The sequence below is a fragment of the Streptomyces sp. NPDC058045 genome (assembly GCF_042885635.1).
In the GTDB taxonomy this organism is placed as follows: domain Bacteria; phylum Actinomycetota; class Actinomycetes; order Streptomycetales; family Streptomycetaceae; genus Streptomyces.
In genome coordinates this window covers 88114-100274 of the sequence record NZ_JBHVRR010000020.1, presented here as the reverse complement: position 1 = coordinate 100274, position 12161 = coordinate 88114, and the positions used below count along the sequence as shown (strand labels likewise).

Annotated in this window: 12 protein-coding genes; 1 reads left to right on the top strand and 11 read right to left on the bottom strand. The window is 68.9% G+C overall.

Annotated elements, in window-relative coordinates; all coding sequences use genetic code 11:
- Positions 1 to 4: 4 nt before the first annotated feature.
- The 11 genes from ACFVST_RS15165 to ACFVST_RS15115 all read right to left on the bottom strand — a co-directional run bounded on the left by ACFVST_RS15165 (position 5) and on the right by ACFVST_RS15115 (position 11334).
- Positions 5 to 841 (bottom strand): fumarylacetoacetate hydrolase family protein, encoded by an 837-nt coding sequence (locus ACFVST_RS15165; RefSeq protein WP_390150914.1) that lies wholly within the window; start codon positions 839 to 841, stop codon positions 5 to 7.
- Positions 838 to 2052: an acyl-CoA dehydrogenase family protein gene (locus ACFVST_RS15160; protein ID WP_390150911.1), complete on the bottom strand. Its 1215-nt coding sequence runs from the start codon at positions 2050 to 2052 to the stop codon at positions 838 to 840. Before ACFVST_RS15160 ends, ACFVST_RS15165 begins: the two co-directional genes overlap by 4 nt.
- On the bottom strand, positions 2049 to 2627 hold the full coding sequence (locus tag ACFVST_RS15155) for a flavin reductase family protein (protein WP_390150909.1): 579 nt from the start codon (positions 2625 to 2627) through the stop codon (positions 2049 to 2051). The genes ACFVST_RS15160 and ACFVST_RS15155 overlap by 4 nt, the downstream gene beginning before the upstream one ends.
- 33 nt (positions 2628 to 2660) lie before the next feature.
- Positions 2661 to 4121 carry a purine-cytosine permease family protein gene (locus ACFVST_RS15150; protein ID WP_390150906.1) on the bottom strand — a complete coding sequence of 487 codons (1461 nt, stop codon included), beginning with the start codon at positions 4119 to 4121 and terminating at the stop codon, positions 2661 to 2663.
- A gap of 72 nt (positions 4122 to 4193) precedes the next feature.
- Positions 4194 to 4601, bottom strand: coding sequence for a RidA family protein (locus tag ACFVST_RS15145; RefSeq protein WP_390150904.1), 408 nt, complete (start codon positions 4599 to 4601; stop codon positions 4194 to 4196).
- 11 nt (positions 4602 to 4612) lie between these two features.
- Positions 4613 to 6160, bottom strand: coding sequence for an aldehyde dehydrogenase family protein (locus ACFVST_RS15140; protein WP_390150901.1), 1548 nt, complete (start codon positions 6158 to 6160; stop codon positions 4613 to 4615).
- Between the two features lie 57 nt (positions 6161 to 6217).
- Positions 6218 to 6640, bottom strand: coding sequence for a cupin domain-containing protein (locus tag ACFVST_RS15135; RefSeq protein WP_390150898.1), 423 nt, complete (start codon positions 6638 to 6640; stop codon positions 6218 to 6220).
- Positions 6631 to 7395 (bottom strand): ribonuclease activity regulator RraA, encoded by a 765-nt coding sequence (locus tag ACFVST_RS15130; RefSeq protein ID WP_390150896.1) that lies wholly within the window; start codon positions 7393 to 7395, stop codon positions 6631 to 6633. The genes ACFVST_RS15135 and ACFVST_RS15130 overlap by 10 nt, the downstream gene beginning before the upstream one ends.
- Positions 7392 to 8327, bottom strand: a complete 936-nt coding sequence (locus tag ACFVST_RS15125; protein WP_390150893.1) for a VOC family protein — start codon at positions 8325 to 8327, stop codon at positions 7392 to 7394. Before ACFVST_RS15125 ends, ACFVST_RS15130 begins: the two co-directional genes overlap by 4 nt.
- 97 nt (positions 8328 to 8424) lie before the next feature.
- Positions 8425 to 9990, bottom strand: coding sequence for a 4-hydroxyphenylacetate 3-hydroxylase N-terminal domain-containing protein (locus ACFVST_RS15120; RefSeq protein WP_390150890.1), 1566 nt, complete (start codon positions 9988 to 9990; stop codon positions 8425 to 8427).
- 438 nt (positions 9991 to 10428) lie between these two features.
- Positions 10429 to 11334, bottom strand: coding sequence for a LysR family transcriptional regulator (locus tag ACFVST_RS15115; protein ID WP_390150887.1), 906 nt, complete (start codon positions 11332 to 11334; stop codon positions 10429 to 10431).
- A gap of 199 nt (positions 11335 to 11533) precedes the next feature.
- Between ACFVST_RS15115 and ACFVST_RS15110 the strand changes: the two genes are divergently transcribed.
- Entirely contained in the window at positions 11534 to 12019 is a 486-nt protein-coding gene (locus ACFVST_RS15110) for a DUF1269 domain-containing protein (RefSeq protein ID WP_390150883.1), read from the top strand.
- Positions 12020 to 12161: the final 142 nt, after the last annotated feature.

The window sequence follows — 12161 nt, the reverse complement described above, 5'->3', positions numbered from 1 at the left end:
GCCTTCATGTCCCCGGGCTCGGGGCGACGATCGGGGTGGAGGTGTGGCCGAGGCCGTCGATGGAGACGGTGACGTGGTCGCCGGGTTGGAGGTGGTGGCGGGGGGTGCGGGCGTGGCCGACTCCGCCGGGGGTGCCGGTGAGGACCAGGTCGCCGGGGCGCAGGGGCAGGATGGTGGAGATGTAGGCGATGAGGTGTTCGGGGGTGAAGAGGAGGTCCGCGATGGGGTGTTGCTGCATGACGGCGCCGTTGACGGTGGTCCGCAGGGTGGCCTGGTCGCGGTCGAACCCGTCCGGTGTCACCAGGTACGGGCCGACGGGGGTGGAGCGGGCCCAGATCTTGCCCTGGAGCCATTCGGTGGTGCGGTTCTGCCAGCCGCGCATGGAGATGTCGTTGGCGACGGTGTAGCCGGCGATATGGCGGTGGGCGTCCGCTGCGTCGACATGGTGGGCGAACTCGCCTATGACGACGGCGAGTTCGCCTTCCCAGTCGAGTTCGGGGTCTTCCGGTACGGCCACCACCGGGTCGTAGGGGCCGGTGAGGGTGTCGGCGAATTTGGCGAAGAGGGTGGGGTGGGTGGGGAGTTCGCGGCCCATCTCGCTGATGTGGGCACGGTAGTTGAGGCCGGTACACAGCACCTTGGACGGGTGGGGCAGCAGGGTGGCGAACTCGGCGGCGGCCAGGGGGTGTTGGGGGCCGCGGGCGTTACGGGCGACCTCCTGCCAGTGGGGGTGGGCCAGCAGGGTGCCGAGGTCGGAGTGGCCGGGAATCTCGGTGCAGGTCTCGCCGTCGATTCTGGCGGCGGAGGTGCGGCCGTCGCCGCGGAGGGTGGCCAGTCTCATCGGTGCGGGTCCTCGGTGCGGTCGGCGGTGGTGGTTTCGGGGAGGTCGAGGTCGAAGAGGCCCCAGTGGGTGCCGGTGGGGAGGGTGCCGGTGAGCATCCGTCCGCAGCGTTCGACCACGGCGTGGGCGGTGCCGCGGTGCTGGGTGCCGGCGTGGCTGTCGCGGAAGAAGCGTTGCAGGGTGCCGTTGCGCATGACCTGGACGCCCGCGAAGCGGTGGACGAGTTGGCTGATCTCCAGTGAGGTGCGGGTGGCGAGGCTGCACACCAGGCGGGTCATGGTCTCCTGCTCGTCGCTGAGCCGGGCCCGGAGTTCGAGGGTCGTCTCGCAGTCCCCCCAGGTCTCCCTGAGCAGGGCCATGGTGCCGCGGATGTGGGAGTAGTGGCGGGCGAACTCCGCGAAGAACTCGTCGCTGGTGAGGGGGCGTTCGGGGCCGCCGGCCCGGTGCCGGGCCAGCAGCCGCAGCTCGTCCAGGAGGCGCCGTCCGACGCCCTGGGACCAGGCGGCCTGGTTGAGGCCGGAGAGCAGGGCGGGGCTGAGGCGGTTGACGGCGCCGCCACGCCGCGCGTTGTCCCGGCCGAGGGCGAAGACATGGGTGTCGGGCACGAACACCCCGTCGGCGGAGTAGTCCAGGCTGGCGGTGGCGCGCAGGCCGAGCATGTCCCAGTTGTCGCTGATGTGGACGGCGGTACGGGGGACGAGGCAGGTGAGTTGCTCGCCGGTGTCCTCGACGGTGACGGGGAGATGGAGGTGGGTGGCCATCGATACGCCGGGGGCGAACTGCCAGGTGCCGCTGACCTTGAGGCCGCCGGGTTCGCGTTCCGCTCGGCCGGCGAATCCGGTGGACTGGCCGGCGACGAGGGGGAGGGTGCCGTCGGTGAAGACCTCGGCCACGGCCTCGTCGCTGAGGTAGATGGCCGCGGTGGCGGTCTCGGCGGCCAGGGCGCGGACCAGCCAGCCGAGGGAGGCGTCGGCGTGGGAGAGTTTCTCGATCACGTCGAGGATCTGGAGCGGGGTCGCTTCCAGGCCGCCGAGTTCGGCCGGCACCATCAGGGCGAGGACGCCGCTGTCCTTGAGCAGTTCCTGCACCGCGGGCGTCGGGCGCCGCAGCCGTTCACTGTCCTCGGCCTCGGCCTGGAGGAGCGGGTGGATGTCCTCCAGGCGTGCCAGGAGTTCGGAGACGGGGTCGGCCGTCCGGGGCGGGGCGGTCATGAGGTGTTCCTCTCCGGCCGGCTGTCCTGCCAGGCGAGGGATTCCCACCGGCCGCGGTAGAACAGCAGGGGTTTGGTGTCGTGTTCGCCGTGGGACAGCACCCGGCCCAGTAGCAGGACGTGGTCGCCGCCGTCGTAGCCGGCCCAGGGGGTGCACTGGAAGTAGGCGAGGCTGCCGTTGATGCGGGGCGCGCCCTCGTGGGTGATCCATTCGATCGGGTCGGCGTCCTGGGGTTTCCCGGCGAACTGGAGGGCGGTGGTCAGCTGGTGGTCGCCCAGTACGTTGACCGCGAAGGGCCGCTCCATGAGGTAGGTCAGTGCGCGCGAGGTGCGTTTGAGGGAGAGCAGGATCAGCGGCGGGTCCAGGGACACGGAGGTGAAGGAGTTGACGGTGACTCCGTAGTAGCCGTCGCCCGACTGGTAGGTGACGGCGACCACTCCGGTGGCGAACTTGCCGAGGGTGTCGCGGAGTTGGCGGGGATCGGAGGAGGGTTTCGGGGTGGCCGCGGCCGAGGGGAGAGGCTTCACCTCGGCCGCGTTCTCATAGAATTCGGTGTTCCACATGACTTCGCTCATCTCAACTCACCTCTCTCGTCGGGGGGGTTGCCGTCAGTGGGCTTCACCGAGGGCTTCCTCGTCGGCGGCGAAGGCGGTGCCGGTGCCCTCGGGCAGTACGCGGCGCAGCACCGGGTAGAGCACGACGGCGACCACGAACGAGGCGAAGAAGCCGAGCTTCATGGTGTCGGTGGCGAGGAGCACGATGCCGGTGGCGGCGGAGACGAGGAGGGTGGTGACGCCGGCCCAGTTCCACATCTCGACGCGCTGCTCAGTGGGGTGGAAGCGGCCCCGTCGGACGAGGTAGTAGTCGGCGATCATCACGCCGCACATGCCGAGGGTCATCGCCCCGAGGTAGGCGAGATAGGTGGTGAACTGCTCCAGGATTCCACCGGCGATCATCAGCAGGGCGATGAGGTTGCCGACCACGACCATCACCGCGCGGCCGGGTTTGCGGCCGGTGAGGGAGTCGACCAGGTTCACCAGGGACAGGGAGCCGGAGTAGGCGTTGACGGCCTGGGCCTTGGCCTGGGCGACGTAGATGGTGAGGAAGCCGATCCAGCCGGCGAAGACGACGAAGAAGGCACCGGTGTTGCCCATCACGAAGGCGCTTCCGGCGGCCGCGGCCTGCTCGGGGCTCAGTCCGGCGTCGCGCCGCATCAGGTAGTCGATGACGGCGGGCATCCCGCCGATGACGACCAGGGAGCCGAGGACGGTCATGATGATGTTCTGCGTCAGCGGGCCGGAGACGGCGAGGATCGTGACGTCGCGCCGGGTGCGGCAGTAGCGGGCGAAGTCGGCGGTGACCAGGGCGATGGTGCCGGCGGTGGCGCCCATCACGGAGATCGCCGCTTCCAGTTTGGCGCCGGCGCCGCCCGGGACCACTCCGGGGTAGCGGAAGACCTGCGCGGGGTCGGCGCCGTCCACCAGGTAGATCTTGACGATCATGTAGGCGGTGACCAGCAGGGTGACCACGATGAGGGCGCCGGTGGCGCGCAGGGCCACCTTGAGGCCGAAGATGGCCAGGCCGATCCACAGCAGGGTGAGCACCCCGTAGATGAGGACGCGGTTGGTCCAGGCGTCGTCCAGCTTGAACATCAGCAGGGTGCCCTCGTACAGCAGGGCGGACTCCACGGCCAGGAAGCCGAGGATCATGACCGCGAAGATGACCGACCCGATGGACGAACCGCGCAGGCCGAAGCCGAAGAAGCGCGAGGTGAGGGTGGACGACATCCCGGTGGCGAACGCCATCGAGCCGAGGGCCTTGCCGAGGGCGACCCCGAGGACGGCGATGAGGAGGCCGGCGACCATGCCCCAGGTGAAGCCGGCGAGGACGACGGTGAGGCCGGCGATGGCGAAGATGACGAGTCCGGTGGCGACGCTCACCGGGCTCAGCGAAAGCTGGTAGCCGCTCTTGCGGTCCTCGGCCGGCACGCTGACCAGCGCGTGGTCCTCCGCGGCGGCGGCGAGTGAGGTGTCGACGGGGGCGGTTTTCCTGCTCGTGGGTACGGACATCTCTGGTCCCTTCACGAAGGTGAGGTCGCCTCTCGGGGCGGGCGGTGCGGCCCGCCCCGGGAGGCGGGTTGATCAGCGGGCGCTGCCGCAGCCCGCGACGGCGAGGGCCTCGATCTCGACGAGGATCTCGGGCTTGGCGAGGGCGGATACCTCGACCAGGGTGCAGGCGGGGAAGTCTCCGTCGAAGAACTCCTGACGGGCCTTCCACACCTCGGTGTTGTTGCTGATGTCGGTGACGTAGATGGTCATCTTGACGACGTCGTCCATGGCGGCGCCGGCCGCCTCCAGCAGGCTCCGGATCTTGCCGAAGACCACCTTGGACTGGTCGTACTCCCGGCCGGTGACGGTCTCCCCGTCGGCGCCGCGGGCGGTCATTCCGGAGACCGTCACCAGGTCGCCGATCCGCAGGCAGTTGGACCAGGTCTTCTCGGCGGGCTCGCGGACCGCGTCGGAGCGGACACGCTGCTTCTGCGCGGTCATCTGGGCGGCCCTCACAGTTCGATCCGGTTGTCCCAGGCGGAGGTTCCGCCCCAGTTCACGCAGACGCTCTGGCGGCGCATAAAGCCCTTCCAGGCGTCCGATCCGGCGGTGCGGCCGCCCCCGGTCTCCTTCTCGCCGCCGAAGGCGGAGCCCACATCGGCGCCGGTGGTGCCCATGTTGATGCGGACGATGCCGCAGTCGCTGCCGCGGGCGGACAGGAAGGTCTCGACATGCGTCAGATCGGTGCTGTGCATCCCGGAGGCGAGTCCCTGGGCGACCCCGTTGTGGATCTCGATGGCCTCGTCCAGGTCCCGGTAGGTCAGTACGGAGACGATCGGGGCGAAGGTCTCCGACTGGGCGATGTCGAAGTGCGGCCGGACGCCGGTGACGATGGCCGGTTCCACATAGAGTCCGGGGCGGTCGATGACCTTGCCGCCATGGACGACGGTGGCACCCTCGCGTTCCGCGCCGGCGAGCACCCTCTGGTACTCGTCCACCGCGTGCCGGTCGATGAGGGGGCCGACGATGGTGTCCCGGTCGCGGGGGTCGCCGATGGTGATCTGGTCGAACGCCTTCTTCATCAGCTCGACCAGTTCGTCCGCGATGCTCTCGTGCGCGATGACGCGGCGGGTGCTGGTGCAGCGCTGGCCGGTGGTGCCGACGACGCCGAACGTGAGTGCACGGGCGGCGAGTTCGAGGTCGGCGGTCTCGTCCACGATGCAGCCGTTGTTGCCGGAGCACTCCAACTGGTAGCGGCGGCCGAGGGTGGCGCCCACGGTCTCGGCGACCTTGTGCCCCACAGCGGTGGAGCCGGTGAAGGAGATCATGGCGATCCGGGTGTCCTCGACCAGCTTCCCGGCGATGGTGTCCTCGGGGATGAACAGGGAGAACACTCCCTCGCAACCCAGCTCCGCGGCCGCCCTGTTGACCAGTTTCTGTACGGCGACGGCGGTCAGCGGCACCTTGGGGCTCGGCTTCCAGATCACCGTGTTCCCGGCGATCGCGGAGAGGAACCCGTTCTGCGCCCACACCGCGGCCGGGAAGTTGTAGGCGCTGATCAGCCCGACGACACCCAGCGGCAGCCACTGGTCGTACATACGGTGCTCGGCGCGCTGGGACTGCTGGGTGGAGCCGTACAACATGCGGGCCTGGCCGGCCGCCAGGGTGGACATGTCGACCGCTTCGCGGAGTTCGCCGCGGGCCTCCATGGTGGACTTGCCGGTGTCCAGGGCCACCACGGCGGCCAGGCTGTCGATGTTCTCCTCGATCAACTGGCCGATGCGGCGCACGAATTCACCGCGGCGCGGCGGCGGCACCATCCGCCACCGGCGCTGGGTCTCGACGGCCGCGGCGACCAGCTTCTCGTAGTCCTCGGCGTCCGAGGCCGCGATCCGGCCGACGGTCTCACCGTCGGCGGGGCACTGGGCCTCGATGATCTCGCGTCCCTCGGTGCTTCCCCAGCCGGTCGAGTCCGCGTAGGTGCCGGAGTGCACCCGGTCCAGGCCGAACTCGGCGAGCACCCGGGGGGTGTCGAACAGCGGGTCGGTGCTTTCGCTCATCATCGCTTTCCCTCAACGTCGGGCATCGGGCGGGCAGTTGACGTACGGGCCGGCGCCTCACTCCTGGGCAAGGAAGTCCCCGATCGTCTCGTCGGTGTGGTACTCGGGCTTCTCGTAGTAGTGCGGGCCGTCGTAGATCTCGATGAGCACGCTGCGCTCATGCGCCAGGGTCGGGCCGTGCGGGTGGTCCTTCGGGTTCATGTAGAAGGAGCCGGGGCGCAGCCGCAGGCCGGAGTCGGTGTACTCGTAGTCGCCTTCGAGGCAGTACATGAACTGGTTGGAGGCGTGGGTGTGCCGGGTGGGGATGGTGCCGCCCTGCTCGTATTCCAGGAGGGCGATACTGGCGCCGGTCTGCGGGTTCTTGTACAGGAAGTACTGGCGGAAGCCGTAGTCGGGGTAGTCGATCCACTGCGCCTCGCCGAGGTCGGCGGCGTGGATGAGGACTTCGAGTGACGCCATCGTCCCGGGGGTTATGTCCACGGTTGCTCCTGTCCGGGGCGGCCGGCGGCCACCCATGTGTCGTATTCCGTGCGGCTCTCCGGTGTGGCCGGGAAGAGCCCGTGGAGGGGCCGGCCGCGGCGGATCTCCCGGGCCGCGAACTCCTCGTAGGCGGTGGTGTCGGCGGCCTCCGCGGCGATGTCCGGGGCGAGTTCGCGGGGGATGACGGCGACGCCGTCGCTGTCGCCGACGATCACGTCGCCGGGGTAGACGGCCACTCCCCCGCAGCCCACGGGTTCGTCGAGGGCCACCGGGTGCAGGGCGACGGGGGTCGCCCGGGGCGCGTTGTCCCGGTGGTGGCACGGCAGGCCGGTCTGCCGGATGGCGGCCGAGTCGCGGTAGCCGCCATCGGTGACCGCACCCGCCACACCGCGCTGTACGAGCCGCGCCGCCATCAGGTCGCCCAGGGAGGCGCCACCGGTGCTGCCGAAGGCGTCGATGACGAGGACCGCGCCGGGCGGGCACTCCTCGATCGCCCGCCGGTGCAGGTTGCTGCTGCTGGCGTAGTTGGCGAGGGTGTCGAGGTCCTCCCGCGCCGGGATGAACCGCAGGGTGTAGGCGGGGCCCACCAGTGGTGGCTGGCCTTCGGTGAGCGGCCGTACTCCGGTCATCAGGACGTTGCGCAGTCCACGCCGGAGCAGCAGGTTGGCGACGGTGGCCGAACCGGCCTGCGCCAGTTGCGAGTTGAGGTCCTCCGGCAGAGGTGTGCCGCGGTCCGTGTCCGCCGCGCCGGTCATTGGAAGAACTCCAGGGGCGGGCGGTTGCCCCACTGGGTGGTGTCGCTGGCGGTGCCGTTGAACTTTCCGGGCCGGTGGCCGGCGTCCACCACGTCGCCGTCGGTGTAGTGCTCGATCCGGAAGCCGAAGGGGTCCTTCCAGTAGTCGAAGATCTGGCTGCCCAGCAGGTGGCGGCCCACGCCGACGTCGAGGCGGTATCCCTGCTGGAGGAGGTAGTCGTGGGAGGACATCACCGCGTCCATGTCGGTGACCTCGAACGCGCTGTGGTGGACGCCCACCCAGTCCGACTGGAGCACCAGCATGAAGTGGTGGTCCACCAACTGCTCGCCCAGGTCCAGCCGTACGAAGGTGCCCACCACGGGGCCGTCCTGGCCGGGTGGCAGGAAGTGGTCGGAGGGCAGGAAGTTGAAGCGCTCTTCGAGCCAGGCCATGGTCGCGTCGTGGTCGGTGACATGGAGGACGAAGTGGCCGAGGCGTGCGATGGTGCACGGTGCGACGCTCTGGCGGACCGGGGTGTGCACCCGGTTCTTGTCGCGGATGTTGTTCATCGCGAAGGGTGCGCGGTCCGGGAGCGGCTCGGCCTTGCGGCGGCCCCAGATCGCCCGGATCTCGATGCCATCGGGCATGGCCATCACCACCTCGTGGCCGCCGCCGGGCTCGGTCGACTCGCGCACCGGGGACGATCCCGGTTTGGCGGCGAGTTCGACCAGGTCCTCCCGGGTGGCGACCTCGATGGAGGCGCCGACGAAGCGCTGCCGGTCGGCCTTGCGGGTCACATGGATGTGGTGCTGGGTGCCCGTCCCCCGCATATACAGGGTCCGGTCGTCGCTGCCCTCGGCCCTGGTCATACCGAAGGCGGTCAGGAACTTCTCCATCACCGCGAGATCCGGTGCCTCGTAGGTGACTTGGGCAGCATCGATTGCCGTGGCCACGGTTCCTCCTGTGGTGGGTGTGCGCGCGGCGGCTGGCGGAGAGACCACCGCCGCCGGATGGTCCGGGGCCCCTCTCGTCCGGGAGCCGCGCCGGGGGTCAGCGCTTGAGGATGCTGACGTCCTCGGGGCCGTGCAGATCGGGCACGGTCCAGCCGTCGAGGTCGTACTCGTCCATGGCGCTCTGCGCGAAGTCCTTGCAGTAGTCGAGGAGTCCGCTGCCGCGGGCGCCGAAGAGGTTGGTCTGCCGGGTGACGTCGTTGCTGCCGATGTAGTTGATCTCGTACAGCTCGTGGCGGGCGCCGAACTCGGTGCCGATGGAGTCCCAGAGCATCTTCATGACCTTGACCCGCTCCTGGGCCTCGATGCCGCCGGTGCCCCGGAGGTAGGTGTCGAGGTAGCCGCGGATCTCGGGGGTCCTGAAGTCGTCGGCGTGGGAGTTGAGGTAGATCAGCCCGCTGGCGACGACCTGCTCGATGATGTTCTTGATCTTCGGCATGGCGAGCTGGTTCATCACCCGGTACGCGCCGGCGAACTGCTGGTCGGGCTGGATCATGCCGCCCTTCCACGGCACGGAGCTCTTGGCCATCGCGTCCGACAGCGCCCAGAAGGTGTTGCGCCAGGCGATGACCTCGCCGAGCTGGGACATGACACCGTGGAACTGGCCGGCTCCGGTGACGTCGAGGGCGCGGGCCAGCAGGCCGACCAGGAAGTCCATCTTCACGGCGAACCTGGTGCACCCGTGCAGGGAGGCGCGCTCCAGATAGCCGGAGTGGACGTTGTACTTGTTGGCCTGCTCCAGGTCGTTGTAGATGAAGGTGTTCTCCCAGGGGACGAACACGTCGTCGAGCACCAGGATGGCGTCGTTCTCGTCCAGCCGGCTCGACAGCGGGTAGTCGAAGGGGCTGCCGAGGACCGCGGCACGGTACTCGTTGGAGGTGCGGCAGATCAGCTTCACCCCGGGGGCGTTGGTGGGCGTGATGAACACCGGCGAGAAGGCCGGGTCCTGCACCGCGACCTGCCCCACATGGCCGACGAAGGTGTGGTGGGTCAGGGCCGAGCCGGTGGCCACCACCTTGGCGCCGCTGACGTGGAAACCGGCGTCGGTCTCCCGGGTGACGCGGATGAACACGTCCTTGCCCGCGTCCGCGCCGAGTCCGCGGTCCACCGGGGGGTTCATGATCGCGTGGTTGATGTACCAGGTCTTCTCCTGGGCCTTGCGGTACCAGGCGCGGGCGTTGTCCTCGAAGCCGCGGTAGAACTCGGCGTTGGCGCCGAGGGTGCCGAGGAAGCAGCCCTTGTAGTCCGGTGAGCGGCCCATCCAGCCCCAGGCCAGCCGCTGCCACTCGACGATGGCGTCACGGGCGGCGACCTGCTCCTCCACACTCGTCGGTGCCCGGTAGAAGCGGTGGGTGAAGCCTCCCCACTCGGTGGGGGTGGCGAGGACGTCCTTGCGGGCCGGGTCGTGCAGGGCGTCGTACATGCGGGCGATCATGCGTGCCGAGTTGCGGAAGGCGGGGTGCTGGGCGATGTTCTCCACCCGCTCCCCGTAGATCCAGACCTCGCGGCCGTCGTCGAGGCTTTCCAGATACTCGTCCCCGGTGAACGGGATGTAGTCGCGGCTGGCAGGGTCAAGTGCCGACTGATTCACGCTTCCCACCTTCATTGGCGCAGCCCCTTTCACCCACGGGGAAAGGGAGTTGCCGCCGGTTCGTGCAGTCAATACGCGAGCAGCGATCCGCGGGATTTCCCCTCCGAAGCTGCCTACGGCGTCGAATTGCGAGGAGAGTGGCACCGCCTTCATCCCAAGGCAATAGTCCCGGAACAGTTCTTGGGGCGGTGTACGGCGACGGGTGATCACCGGCCTGTGGGCTTCGGGGCCATGCGTATGCCTTGACCTGGTGATTCATGCCCTTGACGAGCAGGTGGGAACAGCCCGAAACCAGCTAAATGTGATCCAGGTCACATGATTCTCGCCCTATTTAACGATCCGTTCACCTGCCTTTTCGCGGGCCTTTCATACACGCTTCAGCAGGGGGGACCATAGCTTCATGTATAGCGTTCACAGTCGCCTATACGTCTTCGGAAAGCTGTCGAGACCACTTCAGAATGCGTCCTTGCGGCGACGGGTCGCGATCGTCCTGGTCGCCTCGATCCAGCGCTCCATCAACGGCGTCACCTCGCTGCCCTTTCGCCACAGGAGGGTGGACTCCATGGGGGCGAGCCACCGCGGAGGTTCCAGCAGCGCCACCGAACCGCTCTTCTCCGCCATCCGCTGCGTCACCGGCGCCACACCGAGCCCTGCGGCCACAAAAGCCACCGCGGTCTGCGGGGTGGACACCTCCAGCACCTCGAAGGAGGGATCGTCCGAGAGCGCGCCCTCCACCACCTCCGGCATCCCGGAGAACGCCGAGAGCCGGTACGGCAGGATCCAGCGGCCCCACCCCCGCCCGTCGGGATGGCGCTCCTCCGCCCGGTAGTGGGGCACCGCCAGCTTCAGCCCGATCCGCCCGATGGGGTCCCAGTCGCAGAAGTCGGCCACAAAACCAGCGAACTCCCCGGCCCCGAACGGGATACAGCCCAGATCCAGCCGCCCGTCCCTGATCCCCTGGACGATGACATCGGGGGTGACATCGGTAAGGCTGACCCGGGCACCCGGGGCCACCTCCAGGAACTCGGCCAGCACATCGGCGGCGAACTCGTTGATGACCATCGGCTCCACACCGACCCGCAGATCCCCCACCGCGCCCTGGCCCATCAGCTTCAGCGTCTCCACCGCGCGGTCCCGCTCGGCGACCAGGCTCCCGCCCTTGGACAGCAGATAGAGCCCGGCCCGGGTGGGATGCACCCCCTTCGCCGTCCGCTCCAGGAGACGCACCCCCAACTCCCGCTCCAGCCTCGCGATCGCATGGCTCACCGGCGGCTGCGTCATGTTCAGGTTCTTGGCGGCCTGCGACACCGAACCGGCCTCGACCACGGCCTTGAAGTACTCAAGCTGACGAAAGTCCATACGCCCCGCCTCCCACGGCCCATGCCCTCCTCCTCGAAGTATGCGGGTCAGCGCGGAGGCCCGGGCACACCGTACGGCCGGCGCGGGGGCCGCGGAAGGGACGGGAATGCAGCGGCCGCGCCCCGGAGGTTTACTGAAACGGGAGGTTCACCGAAAGGCAGCCGCCACCGCAGGCGCGCCATCGACTCTGGAGGTTCTTGTGGCCACGTTGACCGTGTGGAAGTTCGACACCCCCGGCGGCGCCGAGTCCGTCGAGAGCACACTGCTCCAGTTGCAGAAGCAGGAGCTGATCAAGGTGGTGGACGCGGCCGTGGTGAGCTGGCCGCAGGACACCGCGAAGCCGAAGACCCGGCAGTTGCACAACCTCGCCGGAGCCGGCGCCCTGTCCGGCACCTTCTGGGGGATGCTCTTCGGCCTGCTCTTCCTGATGCCGCTGCTCGGCGCCGCCATGGGGGCCGCAGCCGGTGCGCTCGGCGGGAAGATGGCCGACGTCGGCATCGACGACGACTTCATCGAATCCGTCAAGTCCCAAGTGACGCCCGGGACTTCGGCACTGTTCCTGATGTCGCAGGACGCGGTGGTGGACCGGGTCCGGGAGGCGTTCCCCGCCGGCCACTCCGAGCTGATCAGCTCCAACCTCGACCGGGAGCAGGAGGCGAAGCTCCGCGAGGTCTTCGCCCACTGATCCACCCGCCGACCCCGAGGCCGCCCCATGAGGCGGCCTCGGGGCTGTCGGGCATCGCTTCCCGCTCCGAGAACCGGCTGAAAAGTGACTTTCGAGTAGACCCTTGACTGTGAAGCGGCACGTGGGGATTATCAGCCTTGAA